Raw genomic sequence first — 14,882 nt, forward strand, 5'->3', positions numbered from 1 at the left:
CCTTATGTCGCCGTTTGCGGCGGCAGCGAGCGGGGCGGCTACCCCCTCTCTACGCGCGCGGGTGGTGGCGCGGCTGAGGGCCAGCAAGTTCGATCGGATGGCGGCCGTCGGCGGCGTCGCACCCGACAGCGGCGCGTACGCCGCGCACTGCGCCCGGCTGACGTCGACCGCCGAGCGCGAGGCGGTGGCCAGGGCACTGCGACGGATCGTCCGGGATGCCCGCGGGCACGGCCCGCTGATGTCCTCGCGGGTGCCGTTGCACGTACCGAACATCGCCGCCGCGGAGGACGTGATCTCCGAGGTAACGCTGCGGCTGCACTCTCCCCGGATGGCCGGAGCGCGGGGCATGGCGCGGCTACGTATCCTGCTGGCCGACGGAACCGGTCCCGTTTACCGGTACGGCCGTGGGGATCTCGTGGGCCGGCTCCGCGCCGCGATGGCCGAGCTCTAAACGACCAAGACCGCGGCCCCGGAGACACGGCCGGAGGCCAGATCGCTCAGCGCGGCGTCGGCCCGGTCGAGCGGGTATGGCGGGCTGGTCACCTCGATGTGGTGTTCACCGGCGAAAGTCAGAAAGGCCCGGGCGTCGGCGCGAGTGTTGGCGGTGACCGATCTGAGCTGACGCTCTTGGAAGAGGTGACGCTGGTAGTTCAACGTCGGGATGTCGGAGAGGTGAATACCCGCGATGGCAAGGGTGCCACCACGATCGAGCGCTTCGAGCGCCGGCGGGACGAGCTCACCGACGGGCGCGAACAGGATCGCGGCATCGAGGTCGACCGGCGGACGCTCGTCGGCGCCTTGAGCCGACGCTGCCCCCAGGCCCATGGCCAGCTCGCGCGCGGCTTCCCCGCGCGTCATCACGTGAACTTCGGCGCCCTGCGCGACGGCCACCTGGGTGGTCAGGTGCGCGCTACCGCCGAATCCGTATATGCCCAACCGGCCACCCGGTGGGAGGTCCGCGCGCAGCAGCGCCCGATAGCCGATGATCCCGGCGCACAACAGCGGCGCCAGCTCGGTGTCGGAGTAGCCCGTTGGTAGCGGATGTGCGTATGCCGCTGGCACCGTGGCGAACTCGGCGTACCCACCGTCGGTATCCCAACCCGTGTAACGCGATTGTGGGCACAGGTTCTCGTCGCCTCTGAGGCAGTACCGGCATCGCCCACACGTATGTCGCAGCCACGCGATGCCGACGCGGTCGCCGACGGAGAACTCCGCGCCCGCGCTCTCCCCCACCTCGATGACCTCGCCGACCACCTCGTGGCCCGGCACGACCCGGGGCCGGTGCACGGGCAGATCGCCTTCGGCGACGTGAAGATCGGTGCGGCACACGCCACATGCGCGGACCGCCACCGCAAGCTCGCCGGGTCCCGGGCGGGGAACCTCGATTCGCACGCGTTCCATGGGCCGCGTGGCCATCGGTCCCGGCCGTCGAACCTGCCAGGCGGTCATGGTTGAGACGCTCATCACCACATGGTCGCCCCGCGGTGGCCCGGGCACCACCCTCGGGCGTCTTCACTGTCAGCGAACAACGCTAACGACGGCGGCGGCGAACCGGACAGATCTGGTGTGCGGCAGGTGATCCCTGTGCGCCGGCCCGAACACTTGTAGGGGAAATCCTGATTCCTCGGTGATAACAACGGCATAACCTGTAGATAACGACGAACCGCCGTAAGGCTACGGCGAAGGCCTAGTACCGGGCGCGAAGCCCGGTACCGCGAAGGAGAGGGTGGAAGAGATGAAAACACTTGTTGCACTGGCGGTTGGAGCGCTGGCGGCCAGCGGCATCGCCTTGGCCGCTCCGGCCAATGCCGGATGCCAGGGTGGCTGGACGCCGTGGGGCGGCGGCACGATCTGTGACGGACCGGTCGGCGCCGACGGCAACTTCGAGCGGTGTCAGACCGCGGGCGCCATGGGATTCGGCGGCACGAACTGCTTCATCGTGAACGTCTCGAACGCCAACCCGCCGCGGGTCGGCCCCTGACAATCGCACCAGCGCAGGAGAATTCAAAAACTTCCTCCACGGCTTGATGCCGTGGAGGAAGCTTTCGCTGTACGTCAGGCCGGTGGCGTCATCCCGGGCGCGTTCTCCGGCGCGACCGGAACCGGCACGCCGACCGCGGGTCGCGGGGCAGGCGCGTTGGGATCGGCCGGCGGAGGCGGCGGCGCGTTCGGGTCCGCTGGCGGCGGAGGCGGCGCGTTGGGATCCGCGGGCGGCGGAGGCGGCGCGTTGGGATCGGCCGGCGGTGGCGCCGGTGCGTTCGGATCGGCGGGCGGGGCCTCAGGCGCCGCGGGTGGGGTGTACGGCCGGATCGAATTGGCCAGCGTCACCGCTTCTTCCTTCGGCACAGGGTTGTTCGCGGTCCCGAGCCAGACCACGAACCACCGCTCGGGGGTGCGCTGACCGCGCGGCGTACCCGGTTCGACCGGGTTGCCCACCACGCCGGCCCAGATCTGTCCGTTCGGCTTGTTCGTGTCGGTGAACTTCACCTCGTAGTACGACGCGACGCCCGGCATGCCATCGGCATTGAGCTCGACGGTCTCCTGGTTGACCCGGGTGCCGGGGAACGGCATGAAGAACTCGCCCATGTCGGAGGCCAACCGCTGCGCAGCCTTCGTGTTGTCCGTCTCGGCGCCCGCGAAGAGCTTCAGGTCGAGCCGGCCGAGCAAAATGCTGGTGTCGTTGGGCGGCTCGGCGCCTTCGGGGGCGTCCTTGGTCAGCAACACCTGGCCGTAGGAAAGCTGCGTCGAATCCGCCACTTTCCATCCGGCGGGCACGACATAGCTGAGGCCACCCGCGGCCGAGTCGACGCGGCCCGGATCGCCGGGCGCCGGGGCCGGCGCGTTCGGATCGGCGGGTGCGGGTGCCGGAGCACCGGGTGCCGGTGCAGGTGCCCCCGGCGCCGGAGGTGGCGGCGGTACGCCGGGTGCGGGAGGTGGCGCGCCGGGCGCGGGTGCCCCTGGTGCCGGAGGGGGTGCGGGCGCCCCTGGTGCCGGAGGCGGCGGAGGCCCTTGCAGGAAGGTGTTCCCCGTCGGCGGCGGTGGGGGCGGCGCTGGCGTGGGCTCGGGCTGCGCCTGGGCCACCGTCGGGAGCGCGAGCGCTATGGCGGTTGCCCCGGTCACCGCCGCGACCGCCAATGTCGTCGAGAGCCCCCTGCGCGGGGCTGAAATCGCGTCCGGCTGATCCATGGGAAAGAAACTACCGTGTTACCGCCGTGACGCAAGTGTGAATTGCTCAAAATGAGGATAAATAAGACATAGCTGAGAAGACGATAAGCACTGATAGCAGTAGCGCCATGATTTGCTGACGCAGCACAGTACCCGCGCGTGGCGCGGGGTGGCCGACCGCAGTCGATGACCGGTGACTCGCTTGTTCTTCGCGCCTGCTCCGGTTCCCGTTACTGGGCGGGATGCAGCGTGACCTCCTGCGCCTTCACCGCGAAGAACACGCGCTCGCCAGGGGCAAGCCTCAGTTCGGTCGCGGACTCGGCGGTGATGTCAGCGGCGAGCCCCGGGCTGCCGTCAGGCTGCTCCTCGGCCCGCACCCGGATCGCGGGGCCGCGACCGTCGAGTTCGGCGATGATGACTTCGACGGTGTTACGCGGGCTGCCGCGCGGCCGGTCGCGGTACACCGCGACCGCCGCGGGATGAAACAGGGCGACCGCCGGTCCTGCGGTCGCGATATCCGACGCCGGGCTGCCGTACCAGGCCGCGCCCCACCGGGTGGTCAGGACGCCGTGGCCGTCCGCCATCCCGCGAACCAGGTTGACCCCGGCCAGCCGGGCACCGAAATCGCTCCGCGGAGTCGCCAGTACCGTTGCGGCAGAGCCTCTTTCGACGATGCTGCCGGATTCGAGCACCAGCACCCGATCGGCGAGGGCGACCACGTCGAGCACATCGTGGGTCACCAACACCGCGGACCGCCCGTCGCGTGTGAGCACGTCGCGCAGCACCTTGCGCATCGCAGCGGCGGCCGCGACGTCGAGCCCGGCCAACGGCTCGTCGAGCAGCAGCACGTCGGGTTCGGCCGCCAATGCGCGCGCCAGTGCGACCCGTTGCGCCTGTCCCCCGGACAGCTGACGCGGCCTGCGGTCGGCCAGTTCGATCGCGTCGACGTGGGCGAGCCAATGCTCGGGGCGCGTGCTGCCGGGCGGAAAGGCGACGTTGGCGGCCACGTCGAGATGCGGAAACAGCAGCGGATCCTGCATCAGAAGTCCGACGCGGCGGTCGTGGGTCGCCACATGGACACCCGATGCGGTATCGGTGAGCACGCGCCGGCCCGCCCGTACGACACCGTCATCGGGCCGGACCAGCCCCGCGACGACGTACAAAATCGTCGACTTGCCCGCGCCGTTGGGGCCCAGCACGGCCAGCACCTCACCGCCGTCGACGTCGAACGCGACGTCGACGCCGCGCTGCTCGACGACCGCACGCACGCTGACACCGGTCACGCCGCGCTCCACGCACTGTCACCGCGCAGCCGTCGACTCCCCAACCCCAGCACCACCACGGCTGCCACCACCACGAGCAGCAGCGACAACGCCACCGCGGCATCGGGGTCACTCTCCCGCTGCAGATAGATCTCCAGCGGCAGCGTCCGGGTGACGCCCTCGCGGGAGCCGGCGAACGTGAGCGTCGCGCCGAACTCGCCGAGGGACCGGGCGAACGCCAGCACCGCGCCCGAGACCAGGCCGGGCGTCAGCAGCGGAAGCGTGACGCGCCACCACACCCGGGACGGACGGGCGCCCAGCGTGGCGGCCACGGTTTCGTACCCGGTTCCGGCCGTACGGGCGGCCCCTTCGAGCGCGATGACCAGGAAGGGCAGCGACACGAACGTCTGCGCGAGCACGACCGCCGTCGTCGTGAATGCGATTTGGACACCCGCGGCCTCCAGATACTGGCCGAGCAGTCCGAGCCGGCCGAATGCGTACAGCAACGCGATCCCGCCGACCACCGGAGGCAGCACGAGCGGAAGCAGGATGAGGGGTCGTGCGGTTCGGACGAGTCGACTGTCGCTGCGCGCGAGGACCAGCGCCATCGGAACGCCGACCAGCAGGCACAGCAACGTGCTGGCGGTCGCCGTGCGCAGGCTCAGCAACAGGGCGTTGACGGAGGACTCGCTGCTGATCAGCTGCACGATGTTCGGCCAGTCCACCCTGGCCGCGATCGCCACGAGCGGCAGAGCGACGAACAGCGCGCCGACCGCGGCGGGCAGATACAGCCAGCGCGGCAGACCAGCCGGGTTACTCAACCCGTCCCGCCTCGCACTCCACAGGCCAAACCCTATGGGACTCGCGCCTGCGCGCCGGTTTCGTGCTGTAGCTACTGTCCAGTAACATTTCGGAGGAGCGCTGCGTGCAGCGTCGAACATGACAGGGAGGTCTTCGCGATGGAGGTGCTCGTCACCGCAGGTGACACCGATCTGGGCCGCACGATCGCCGAAGGTTTCCGCGACGCCGGTCACCGCGTTGTGATCGTGGGCGCCCGCCGCGACGAACTCGAGGTCGCCGCGAAGGAACTCGATGTCGACGCCATCGTGCTCGACAACACCGATCCCGACAGCCTGGAAGCGGCGCGACAGCAGTTCCCGCATCACCTCGACACGATCGTCAACGTGCCCGCCCCCGGGTGGGACGGCGGCGATCCGCGCACCTATTCGCTGTCGGACCTGGCTCGGGCATGGCGTGCGGCACTTGACTCGACCGTCGTCTCCGCGGTGCTGACGGTGCAGATCCTCGGTGACCATCTGCGCTCGGGCGGTTCGATCGTCAACGTGGTCGCCGAAAACCCGGCCGTCGGCAGCGCGGACGCGGCGATCAAGGCCGCGCTCGCGGACTGGACCGCTGGTCAGGCCGAGCACTTCGGCACTCGAGGCATCACCGTCAACGCGGTAGCCTCGGGACGGAACGCCGAGCCCGGCTACGAAGGCCTGTCGCGGACGCCGCCGCCGGTCGCCGACGAGATCGCGCGCCTCGCCCTTTTCCTCACCACACCGGCGGCGCGGCACATCACCGGCCAGGTGCTGCACGTCAGCAAGGGCGCGCTCGCAAACTTCGGCTGACTATTCCGCTGTTCGCACGGAGCTAAACGGGATGACCGCTCCGCTTAGGTGTGGTTTCGTGCTCTCATGACCATCAGACTCGGACTCCAGATCCCGAACTTCTCGTACGGCACGGGCGTCGCCGAAATCTTCCCCACTGTCATCGCACAGGCGCAGGAGGCCGAGGCCGCCGGTTTCGACTCGGTCTTCGTGATGGACCACTTCTATCAACTGCCCGGGCTCGGCACGCCGGACCAGCCCATGCTCGAGGCCTACACCGCGCTGGGCGGTCTGGCCACGGCCACCGAGCGGGTCCAGCTCGGCACCCTGGTGACCGGCAACACCTACCGCAACCCGACGCTACTGGCCAAGGCGATCACCACGCTGGATGTGATGAGCCACGGACGCGCCATCCTTGGCATCGGCACCGGCTGGTACGAGCTCGAACACGACAGCCTCGGCTACGAGTTCGGCACCTTCACCGACCGCTTCAACAAGCTCGGCGAGGCGTTGGAGATCATCCTCCCGATGCTGCGCGGCGAGCGCCCGACGTTCGACGGCAAGTACTACCGCGCCAAAGACGCGATGGCCGAACCGCGGTTCCGGGACCACATCCCGCTGATGATCGGCGGCAGCGGCGAGAAGAAGACGATTCCGCTGGCGGCCCGGCACTTCGACCACCTCAACATCATCGCCGGCTTCGACGAGCTGCCGCGCAAGGTGCAGGTGGTCAAGGAGCGTTGCGAGGAGATCGGCCGCGACCCCGCGACGCTGGAAACCAGCATGCTCGTCGTCGCGATCATCGACGAGAACGTCACCGGCGACATCATCCCCGACGACTACAAACAGCAGGCGGTGTTCGGCAGTGCCGATCAGATCGCCGAGCAGATCAAGACCAAGGTCCTCGACGCCGGTGTCGACGGGGTGATCTTGAGCCCGGTGACGAGCCTCGACGGGTACCACCCCGGCCGGGTCACCGCGGTCGGCGAAGCCCTCCGGCCGCTGCTTGGCGGGTGATCCGGGCGCCGGGTGGGATATAACACAACGAACCCGTTCACTGATCGGGTGTTCAGGCGACTACCGTTACGGGTAGTGAACTGCACGTGGAAGCACCGTCGAGGAGCCCAATATGAGCCATCCCGGAGCCACTGCATCTGATCGGCACAAGGTCGTCATCATCGGGTCAGGGTTCGGCGGGCTGACCGCTGCCAAGAGGCTCAAGAGAGCCGACGTCGACGTCAAGTTGATCGCCAAGACCACCCATCATCTGTTCCAGCCGCTGCTGTACCAGGTGGCCACCGGCATCATCCCCTCCGGCGAGATCGCTCCCCCGACGCGGATGATCCTGCGCAAGCAGAAGAACTGCCAGGTTCTTCTCGGCGACGTCACCCACATCGACCTGGCCAACCAGACGGTCACCTCCGAGTTGCTGGGCCACACCTACGTCACCCCGTACGACTCGCTCATCGTCGCCGCAGGGGCCGGCCAGTCCTACTTCGGAAACGACCATTTCGCGGAGTGGGCGCCGGGCATGAAGTCCATCGACGATGCGTTGGAGCTGCGGGCGCGCATTCTCAGCGCGTTCGAGCAGGCGGAGCGGTCCAGTGACCCGGCGCGACGCGAGAAGCTGCTGACGTTCACCGTGGTTGGCGCGGGTCCGACCGGCGTCGAGATGGCCGGCCAGATCGCCGAACTGGCCGATCACACCCTCAAAGGTGCGTTCCGCCATATCGATTCGACCACCGCACGGGTGATCCTGCTCGACGCCGCACCCGCCGTCCTGCCCCCGATGGGCGAGAAGCTGGGCAAAAAGGCGCAGGACCGGCTCGAGAAGATGGGCGTGGACATCCAGCTTGGCGCCATGGTCACCGACGTCGACCGCAACGGCATCACGGTCAAGGACTCTGACGGCACGATCCGGCGTATCGAGTCCGCGACGAAGGTGTGGTCGGCCGGTGTGCAGGCCAGCCCGCTGGGCCGGGACCTCGCAGAGCAGTCCGACGGTGAGGTCGACCGGGCCGGGCGCGTGCTCGTGAACCCTGACCTGACGCTGCCCGGCCACCCGAACGTGTTCGTCGTCGGCGATATGGCCCATGTCGAGGGTGTGCCCGGCCAGGCGCAGGGCGCCATCCAGGGCGGACGGTATGCCGCCAACGCGATCCGGGCCGAGCTCAAGGGCGCGGACCCCACGCAGCGCGAACCGTTCCAGTACTTCGACAAGGGCTCGATGGCCACGGTGTCGCGGTTCTCCGCCGTCGCCAAGATCGGCCCGCTGGAGTTCGGCGGGTTCATCGCCTGGCTGGCCTGGTTGGTGCTGCACCTGGTGTATCTGGTCGGTTTCCGCCGCAAGCTCACCACGCTGGTGTCGTGGACGGTGACGTTCCTGTCGACGCAGCGCGGCAACCTGACGATCACCGAGCAGCAGGCCTACGCCCGCACCCGAATAGAGGAGCTTCAGGAGATCGCCGCGGGCGTGCGCGACACCGAGAAGGTCGCAGGCTAGAGCCGCGCGCCCTGCCAGGTCGCCAGGCAGCCGCCCGCGGCAAGCGCCAGCGGTTCACCCACCGTGTCGACCTCGGCGTCTGGATAGCTCAGTTCACTGATCGCGGCCATCGGTGCGCCGATCTCGTCGTCGGTGACCGAACCCCTGCCCAACTCGATGCGGTGCCGCAGGAGTGCAGTGCCGTTGACGTCGGCGTGCAGCGACCCTGACCAGAACCCGTGGTACTCATCGGATCTGCCGATCTGCACCCGCTCGCGGAGCCTGACACGTCCATGTGCGCCGACTTCCAGGCGGACCGAGGTGTGGTGACGTGAGTCGGCTGCCACGATCGTGGGTTCGGGGTCGAGGTCCAGCTCTCCGTCGACGTCGAGCTCCCAGATCGCGTGAGAATCAAGGGTTTTCGCCCCTGGGAGGGCCACCGTCGCGGCGGCGGTGCGTATCCGCAGCCGAGCGTCCGGTTCGACGACGACGCGGAAGTAAAGGACGTCGCCACCCAGCGGGGTCGCCGCCGCCGACACCAGATGGACGGTGTCGGGCCCGGTGAGCCGGGCGGCTAGACCGCCCACGCACTCGATACGCGGCCGGCGGTCCCGCCGTGCGACGATCAGCACCTCGGACCGCACTAGACGGGCACCCGGAGTTGGGCGCGCACCCAGTCCAGCACCGCGGCGGCCGTCGGGTCCTCGGTGAGCGAAATCATCACGAACGGGCGCTCACCGCGCACGGCCGCCGCGTCGCGGGCCATCACGTCGAGGTCGGCTCCGACCAGCGGGGCGAGGTCGGTCTTGTTGATCACCATCAGGTCTGAGTAAGTCACGCCGGGACCGCCCTTACGGGGAACCTTGTCGCCGCCTGCGACATCGACGACGAAGATCTGCACGTCGACCAGCCCCGACGAGAACGTCGCCGTCAGATTGTCGCCGCCGGACTCGACGAGAATGAGGTCCAGCCGGTCGTTTGCGGCGATGAGGTCGTCGATCGCGTCGAGGTTGGCGGTGATGTCGTCGCGGATCGCGGTGTGCGGGCAGCCGCCGGTCTGCACCGCGGCGATCCGTTCGTCGGGCAGCACGGCGTGGCGTCGCAGGAAGTCCGCGTCTTCGGTGGTGTAGATGTCGTTGGTCAGTACGGCCAGTGACACCTCGTCGCGCAGCTGTCGGCACAACGCCGCGACCAGTGCGGTCTTCCCCGAACCCACCGGCCCGCCGACGCCGATGCGCAACGGCTCCCCCCGTCGGCGCGTGCGCTTGGGTCGCTCGAGATGGTGGTGTGGCTCGCCGTCGGTGAAATGCGGTGGCATGACGATCCTTTCGGGGCGGACTACGAGACGAACAGGGGGCGCTCACGCCTGCTGTGGCGCTGGGCCAGCACGTCGAGCAACGGATCGGACAGGTCGGCCAGTTCCTTTGCCGCGGTGGCCGCGGTCTGGTCACACAGCGCCGACAGCTCGAACGTGAGCGCGGCGACGTCGGCGGGATCGAGCGCGAGCAGGCGCTGCGCGGCGGTCGCCGAACCGGTCATCGTGGTGTAGACCATCGAGAGGGCGGTCTGCTCAGCGCTCAGCCCCGCCGCGCGTCCGGCCCATCCCGCCGCGACCGACAGGTGTGGGGTGGCGTCGAGCGCGTCCCAGTCGTCGTCGGGCCACACCCGGCGGGCCAGCCGCACGAGGCCGCGACCCTGTGCGCGCGATGCCTGGCGGGCGGCGGGCGCCGGTGTGCGGGCGTCGGTTTCGTGGTCGGCCTGCGCGGGCGCGAGTTTTCCCGTGTGCACTGCCGCGGCCAGCGAGGCGGTCACCAGGCCCTGGGTGCGGATGCGTCGTCGCAGGTATGCCCGCAGCGTGGTCACGTCGGCCACCAGCCCGCTGGTGATCGCTTCCTCGATGCCGCCGGAGTGCACGTGCCCGCCGGTCGGCAACCGCGAATCGGCCAGTGCGAGAAGCGTGGTCAGGTTCGTCATCAGCTTCAGAAGAGGAAATACCGTTGTGCCATCGGCAGTTCGGCCGCCGGTTGTTCCTGCCAGACATCTCCGTCGATGTGGACCGTGAAGGTGTCGGGATCGACCTCGATGCGTGGCAGCGCGTCGTTGAGCGGCATATCGGCCTTGCCGACGCCGCGGACGTCTTTGACCGGCACGAGGCGCCGTTTCACGTCGATCCGGTCGCCCAGTCCGTCGTCGACGGCCTGCTGCGAGACGAAGTGCACCGACGTGGCGGCGGCGGCCGACGGCGCCGCACCGAACATCGGGCGCGGCAGCACCGGTTGCGGTGTCGGGATCGACGCGTTGGCGTCTCCCATTGCGGCCCAGGCGATCATGCCGCCCTTGAGCACCGCGTGCGGGCGCACACCGAAGAACGCGGGCTCCCACAGCACGAGATCGGCGAGCTTGCCCACCTCGATCGATCCGATCTCGGCGTCGAGGCCGTGCGCGATCGCCGGGCAGATCGTGTACTTGGCGACATAGCGTCGCGCGCGGTGGTTGTCGGCTTCCCTCGCCCCCGAGGTGTCGCCGTCCAGCGCACCGCGCCTGCGTTTCACGACGTGAGCGGTCTGCCAGGTGCGGATGACCACCTCGCCGATGCGGCCCATCGCCTGGGCGTCGCTGCCGATCATCGAGATCGCACCGATGTCGTGCAGCAGGTCCTCGGCGGCGATAGTCGACGGCCGGATGCGGCTCTCGGCGAACGCGAGATCCTCGGGGACGCTGGGGTTGAGGTGGTGGCACACCATCAACATGTCGAGGTGCTCGTCGAGCGTGTTGACCGTGTGCGGGCGCGTCGGATTGGTCGAGCTGGGCAGCACGTGCGGTTGCGCGGCGACGGTGATGATGTCGGGAGCGTGTCCGCCACCTGCTCCCTCGGTGTGGTAGGCGTGGATCGACCGGCCCGCGATCGCGCCGACGGTGTCCTCCACGAAGCCGGCCTCGTTGAGGGTGTCCGAATGCAGTGCGACCTGTACGCCCGACGCGTCGGCAACGGTCAGGCAGGCGTCGATCGCCGCTGGGGTGCTACCCCAGTCCTCGTGAAGTTTGAATCCCGATGCGCCGCCGCGTAACTGCTCCCACATGGCCTCGGCGCTGACCGTGTTGCCCTTGCCGAGCAGCGCGATGTTCATCGGCCAGGAGTCCAGCGACTCGAGCATGCGGGCCAGATGCCATGCCCCGGGGGTGACCGTGGTGGCCTTGCTGCCTTCCGCCGGGCCGGTTCCGCCCCCGATCATGGTGGTGATGCCACCGCCGAGCGCTTCGGCCATCGTCTGCGGGCAGATCAGGTGCACATGGCAGTCGATGCCGCCCGCGGTGACGATGCGGCCGTTGCCCCCGATGATCTCCGTCGACGGCCCGACCACGAGGTCGGGATGGACGCCCGACATGATGTCGGGGTTGCCGGCCTTGCCGATCGCGGTGATGCGGCCGTCACGAATGCCGATGTCCGCCTTGATGATCCCCCAGTAATCGAGGATCACTACTCCGGTGATGACGGTGTCGGGAGCCCCCTCGGCACGTGTTGCGCGTCCCTGCCCCATGGATTCGCGCAGCACCTTGCCCCCGCCGAAGACGGCCTCGTTTCCGGCGAGTTCGGGCCCGCCGCTGCGGTCCTCGGTGATCTCGATGAACAGGTCGGTGTCGGCCAGTCGGATCCGGTCGCCGGTGGTCGGCCCGAAGAGGGCGCCGTACCTGGCGCGTGGCAACCGGGTCATCGGGCTCCTCTGCTCTCGGCGGACGTGCTCATCGGTTGTTCAGACGGCCGGGCGGGTCCAGCCGGCCGGGCGGGTCCAGGTTCAGCCCGTGCACCTCGCGCGAGCCTCCGAGCGCGACGAGCGAGACGGTCTGGGCGACACCGGGTTCGAACCGCACTGCGGTCCCCGCGGGGATATCGAGCCGGTGGCCGTGCGCGGCTGCGCGGTCGAAGGACAGCGCGGCATTGGCCTGCGGCAGGTGGACGTGGCTGCCGACCTGCACCGGCCGGTCTCCGGTGTTGACGATCTCCATCGCGAGCCGCTCGGCGCCCGCGTTGATCTCGATGTCGCCGTCCCCGTACAGGATTTCGCCGGGCACCATCGGTTCGGTCATGGGATCGGGTGGTGGACGGTGACGAGCTTGGTGCCGTCGGGGAACGTCGCCTCGACCTGGACGTCCTCGAGCATCTCGGGCACGCCCTCCATGACGTCGTCGCGGCGCAGAACCTCGCGGCCGCTGGCCATCAGCTCGGCCACCGTGCGGCCGTCGCGGGCACCTTCGAGGAGATGGTCGGTGATCAGCGCGACCGCTTCGGGGTGGTTGAGCTTCAGGCCACGACCCTGTCGGCGCCGGGCGAGCTCGGCCGCGTAGGAGATCAGCAGGCGGTCCTGCTCATGCGGGGATAAACGCATAGTGGGCGATATTGCCACGGAGCGCGGCGATCAGCAGCGCACGCGATGTCTTACGCCGCCGGCATGTTCTGCAGCCGCACCTGTCCGCGCGCGACGAGCTTGTCGTCGTCGGCGGTGATGGTGATCTGCCACAGCTGCTGACGCCGGCCGCGGTGGATCGGGGTGGACACCGCGGTGACGGTTCCCGAGGAGATGGCCCGCAAGAAGTCGGTGTTGTTGTTGACACCGACGACGTTGCCGCCGCCGTTGTCGGCGAGCCAGACCGCGGCAGACACGCTCGCCAGGCTCTCGACGATCGAGCAGTACACGCCGCCGTGCACGATGCCGTAGGGCTGAAGCAGCTTGTCCGTGACTGTCAGCTGTGCGCGGCCGCCGTCGGGACCGAGTTCGAGATAGGTCAGGCCGAGCTCGGTGTCGAAGCCCTTACCCAGGTCGGAAGGCAGGTCGGAAGTCACGGATCGTGTCTACACGCTGTCGAACACCATGACCGCGCCGGGTGCGCGGAGTTAGGGTCAGCCATGGCCAAGACCGCGAAAGACCTCGTTGAAGCCGCCAACGCTGTGGTGCCCAAGATCTCCCACGCCGAGGCGAAGGAAATGATCGACAAGGGTGCGTTGGTCGTCGACGTCCGCGACGCCCCCGAACTGGAGAAGAGCGGCAAGGTGGCGGGCGCCGTGCACGTTCCCCGCGGCATGCTCGAGTTCCGTGCCGACCCCGAGTCGCCGTATCACGACCAGAACTTCGCCAAGGACAAGCCGGTGATCGTGTACTGCGCCTCCGGTGGGCGCTCGGCGCTCTCGGGGCAGGCGCTCAAAGAGCTCGGTTATCAGGACGTGTACAACCTCGGTGCGTTCGGCGACTGGGCCGACAGCGGTGGCGCCGTCGAAAAGGCCGGCGGCGAAAACGCCTGACGCACACGGTATTCAGGGCGCACATGCGGACGAGCCCCGCACCAATGGTGCGGGGCTCGTCCTCCGTGTGGACCGGGGGTCTCTGCAGCCCTCAGGACTCCGGCGCGGTCCGGTGGTTCGTGTTGATCTCTGGTCAGAGCATAGGCAAGGCTTGCCTAATTAAGCAAGACTTTCCCCGCGATTGGTCGTGAGGTGCCCCGGACCGGAAGTCCGAAGCCGACGAGCGCGTCGAGCACGGCCTGCCCGCGCCGCATGCTCGTCCACTCGCTGGAGCCGGCGAGCAGCGGCACCTGCGTGGCGGCGCTGACGACCGCCCCGCCCACGACGTGCCACATCGAGGCGACCGACATCGCTCCCCCGCTGATCTCGACCAGCTTGGCGAACAGCGGCGCCAGCGCGCGGTGGCTGCGGTGTGCGACCCATGTCGTCAACGCCGCCTCGCTGGGCAGCGCCACGATGCCGTCGCGCGTCGAGTTTCCGGCGCGGTTGGACCTGTGGTCGAAGTACGGATCGTCGGGAAGGGCCCGCAGCGTCGGGTCGACGACGCCGACCCAATCGATCGCACCTTCGGAATCCGCGTGCACCCACAGGTTCTCCAGGCCGGTGTCCCATGCGCGGCCTTCGAGTACGACCAGCGGCACGACGCGCCCGACGACCACGTGGGCGAGGGTGGCCGCCAACTGGTGTGCCACCGCGGCGCGGCTGTCGGTCTCCTCGGCGGCCAGATCGAACATCGTTTGCAGACGGTCCGTGCTCAGCGCGTCGGCCAGCGGCCACCACCGTCGCCGGGACAGGTCCCGCATCACCGCGACGCCGTAGACCCGCGGACACTCGGGATAGAGCTCACGGAGTCGTCGACTCGATTCATGCAGCGGCAACGTCCTGTGGATCGCCATGCTCGCGATGAGTGGATCGTCGACCAATACCGTCATAGGGCCTCCCGCATTCAAGTTAGGTAAGGCTTACTATAGCTACGCGCGTCACGACGACCAGACCCTGTGACTGCTTTCACACCACCCTTCGGATGGGCGGTGACCACGGGCGGAGGTTCGAGCCGGGCGACGGTG

Annotated in this window: 18 protein-coding genes; 6 read left to right on the plus strand and 12 right to left on the minus strand. The window is 68.9% G+C overall.

What is annotated here, in order from left to right; all coding sequences use genetic code 11:
* Positions 1–97: 97 nt before the first annotated feature.
* Positions 98–451 (plus strand): hypothetical protein, encoded by a 354-nt coding sequence (locus A5790_RS11650; protein ID WP_231987756.1) that lies wholly within the window; start codon positions 98–100, stop codon positions 449–451.
* Here A5790_RS11650 and A5790_RS11655 read toward each other — a convergent pair.
* Positions 448–1,464, minus strand: coding sequence for a zinc-binding alcohol dehydrogenase family protein (locus A5790_RS11655; protein ID WP_066844171.1), 1,017 nt, complete (start codon positions 1,462–1,464; stop codon positions 448–450). The genes A5790_RS11650 and A5790_RS11655 overlap by 4 nt on opposite strands.
* A gap of 271 nt (positions 1,465–1,735) precedes the next feature.
* Here A5790_RS11655 and A5790_RS11660 point away from each other — a divergent pair, with 271 nt between their 5' ends.
* A complete protein-coding gene (locus A5790_RS11660) occupies positions 1,736–1,981 on the plus strand; it encodes a hypothetical protein (protein WP_064394143.1) in 246 nt (81 codons plus the stop codon).
* A 74-nt stretch (positions 1,982–2,055) separates the two neighbouring features.
* Here the strand turns inward: A5790_RS11660 and A5790_RS11665 are convergent, their stop codons facing one another.
* The 3 genes from A5790_RS11665 to A5790_RS11675 all read right to left on the minus strand — a co-directional run bounded on the left by A5790_RS11665 (position 2,056) and on the right by A5790_RS11675 (position 5,248).
* Positions 2,056–3,186, minus strand: coding sequence for an APA family fibronectin-binding glycoprotein (locus A5790_RS11665; protein ID WP_066843891.1), 1,131 nt, complete (start codon positions 3,184–3,186; stop codon positions 2,056–2,058).
* Positions 3,187–3,395: 209 nt separating this feature from the next.
* Positions 3,396–4,448: an ATP-binding cassette domain-containing protein gene (locus A5790_RS26505; RefSeq protein WP_197696771.1), complete on the minus strand. Its 1,053-nt coding sequence runs from the start codon at positions 4,446–4,448 to the stop codon at positions 3,396–3,398.
* On the minus strand, positions 4,445–5,248 hold the full coding sequence (locus A5790_RS11675; protein WP_066843896.1) for an ABC transporter permease: 804 nt from the start codon (positions 5,246–5,248) through the stop codon (positions 4,445–4,447). The genes A5790_RS26505 and A5790_RS11675 overlap by 4 nt, the downstream gene beginning before the upstream one ends.
* A gap of 138 nt (positions 5,249–5,386) precedes the next feature.
* On the opposite strand from A5790_RS11675, the gene A5790_RS11680 reads away from it, so the two are divergent.
* From A5790_RS11680 to A5790_RS11690, 3 genes are all read left to right on the plus strand, one after another.
* Positions 5,387–6,058: an SDR family oxidoreductase gene (locus tag A5790_RS11680; RefSeq protein WP_066843899.1), complete on the plus strand. Its 672-nt coding sequence runs from the start codon at positions 5,387–5,389 to the stop codon at positions 6,056–6,058.
* A 66-nt stretch (positions 6,059–6,124) separates the two neighbouring features.
* A complete protein-coding gene (locus A5790_RS11685; protein ID WP_066843902.1) occupies positions 6,125–7,054 on the plus strand; it encodes an LLM class F420-dependent oxidoreductase in 930 nt (309 codons plus the stop codon).
* 112 nt (positions 7,055–7,166) lie between these two features.
* Complete coding sequence (locus A5790_RS11690) at positions 7,167–8,540, plus strand: NAD(P)/FAD-dependent oxidoreductase (protein WP_066843905.1); 1,374 nt, start codon at positions 7,167–7,169, stop codon at positions 8,538–8,540.
* Here the strand turns inward: A5790_RS11690 and A5790_RS11695 are convergent.
* From A5790_RS11695 to A5790_RS11725, 7 genes are read right to left on the minus strand one after another with little or no spacing between them, the layout of a single operon-like run.
* Positions 8,537–9,163 (minus strand): urease accessory protein UreD, encoded by a 627-nt coding sequence (locus tag A5790_RS11695; protein ID WP_066843908.1) that lies wholly within the window; start codon positions 9,161–9,163, stop codon positions 8,537–8,539. The two genes, A5790_RS11690 and A5790_RS11695, sit on opposite strands and share 4 nt — an antisense overlap.
* Entirely contained in the window at positions 9,163–9,837 is a 675-nt protein-coding gene (gene ureG, locus A5790_RS11700; protein WP_066843910.1) for an urease accessory protein UreG, read from the minus strand. Before ureG ends, A5790_RS11695 begins: the two co-directional genes overlap by 1 nt.
* Before the next feature lie 20 nt (positions 9,838–9,857).
* Positions 9,858–10,493 carry an urease accessory protein UreF gene (locus tag A5790_RS11705; protein ID WP_066843913.1) on the minus strand — a complete coding sequence of 212 codons (636 nt, stop codon included), beginning with the start codon at positions 10,491–10,493 and terminating at the stop codon, positions 9,858–9,860.
* Between the two features lie 5 nt (positions 10,494–10,498).
* Entirely contained in the window at positions 10,499–12,232 is a 1,734-nt protein-coding gene (locus A5790_RS11710) for an urease subunit alpha (RefSeq protein ID WP_066843916.1), read from the minus strand.
* A gap of 28 nt (positions 12,233–12,260) precedes the next feature.
* On the minus strand, positions 12,261–12,593 hold the full coding sequence (locus A5790_RS11715; protein WP_066844174.1) for an urease subunit beta: 333 nt from the start codon (positions 12,591–12,593) through the stop codon (positions 12,261–12,263).
* 8 nt (positions 12,594–12,601) lie between these two features.
* Positions 12,602–12,904 (minus strand): urease subunit gamma, encoded by a 303-nt coding sequence (locus A5790_RS11720; RefSeq protein ID WP_064393718.1) that lies wholly within the window; start codon positions 12,902–12,904, stop codon positions 12,602–12,604.
* A 50-nt stretch (positions 12,905–12,954) separates the two neighbouring features.
* Positions 12,955–13,359 (minus strand): PaaI family thioesterase, encoded by a 405-nt coding sequence (locus A5790_RS11725; RefSeq protein ID WP_066843921.1) that lies wholly within the window; start codon positions 13,357–13,359, stop codon positions 12,955–12,957.
* A gap of 63 nt (positions 13,360–13,422) precedes the next feature.
* Here A5790_RS11725 and A5790_RS11730 point away from each other — a divergent pair, with 63 nt between their 5' ends.
* Positions 13,423–13,815 carry a rhodanese-like domain-containing protein gene (locus A5790_RS11730; RefSeq protein ID WP_066843923.1) on the plus strand — a complete coding sequence of 131 codons (393 nt, stop codon included), beginning with the start codon at positions 13,423–13,425 and terminating at the stop codon, positions 13,813–13,815.
* Between the two features lie 155 nt (positions 13,816–13,970).
* Here the strand turns inward: A5790_RS11730 and A5790_RS11735 are convergent, their stop codons facing one another.
* Complete coding sequence (locus tag A5790_RS11735) at positions 13,971–14,747, minus strand: iron reductase (protein ID WP_066843924.1); 777 nt, start codon at positions 14,745–14,747, stop codon at positions 13,971–13,973.
* Positions 14,748–14,882 lie beyond the last annotated feature (135 nt).

This window comes from Mycobacterium sp. 852002-51152_SCH6134967, assembly GCF_001667105.1.
Classification (GTDB): Bacteria; Actinomycetota; Actinomycetes; order Mycobacteriales; family Mycobacteriaceae; genus Mycobacterium; species Mycobacterium neumannii_A.

What these genes read in the sequence shown, in the direction of transcription:
- A5790_RS11680 (WP_066843899.1), top strand. Translation starts at nt 5,387, where the DNA reads ATGGAGGTGCTCGTCACCGCAGGTGACACCGATCTGGGCCGCACGATC.
- ureG (WP_066843910.1), bottom strand. Translation starts at nt 9,837, where the DNA reads ATGCCACCGCATTTCACCGACGGCGAGCCACACCACCATCTCGAGCGA.
- A5790_RS11735 (WP_066843924.1), bottom strand. Translation starts at nt 14,747, where the DNA reads ATGACGGTATTGGTCGACGATCCACTCATCGCGAGCATGGCGATCCAC.
- A5790_RS11715 (WP_066844174.1), bottom strand. Translation starts at nt 12,593, where the DNA reads ATGGTGCCCGGCGAAATCCTGTACGGGGACGGCGACATCGAGATCAAC.
- A5790_RS11730 (WP_066843923.1), top strand. Translation starts at nt 13,423, where the DNA reads ATGGCCAAGACCGCGAAAGACCTCGTTGAAGCCGCCAACGCTGTGGTG.
- A5790_RS11665 (WP_066843891.1), bottom strand. Translation starts at nt 3,186, where the DNA reads ATGGATCAGCCGGACGCGATTTCAGCCCCGCGCAGGGGGCTCTCGACG.
- A5790_RS11690 (WP_066843905.1), top strand. Translation starts at nt 7,167, where the DNA reads ATGAGCCATCCCGGAGCCACTGCATCTGATCGGCACAAGGTCGTCATC.
- A5790_RS11660 (WP_064394143.1), top strand. Translation starts at nt 1,736, where the DNA reads ATGAAAACACTTGTTGCACTGGCGGTTGGAGCGCTGGCGGCCAGCGGC.
- A5790_RS11710 (WP_066843916.1), bottom strand. Translation starts at nt 12,232, where the DNA reads ATGACCCGGTTGCCACGCGCCAGGTACGGCGCCCTCTTCGGGCCGACC.
- A5790_RS11720 (WP_064393718.1), bottom strand. Translation starts at nt 12,904, where the DNA reads ATGCGTTTATCCCCGCATGAGCAGGACCGCCTGCTGATCTCCTACGCG.
- A5790_RS11655 (WP_066844171.1), bottom strand. Translation starts at nt 1,464, where the DNA reads ATGAGCGTCTCAACCATGACCGCCTGGCAGGTTCGACGGCCGGGACCG.
- A5790_RS11705 (WP_066843913.1), bottom strand. Translation starts at nt 10,493, where the DNA reads ATGACGAACCTGACCACGCTTCTCGCACTGGCCGATTCGCGGTTGCCG.
- A5790_RS11685 (WP_066843902.1), top strand. Translation starts at nt 6,125, where the DNA reads ATGACCATCAGACTCGGACTCCAGATCCCGAACTTCTCGTACGGCACG.
- A5790_RS11650 (WP_231987756.1), top strand. Translation starts at nt 98, where the DNA reads ATGGCGGCCGTCGGCGGCGTCGCACCCGACAGCGGCGCGTACGCCGCG.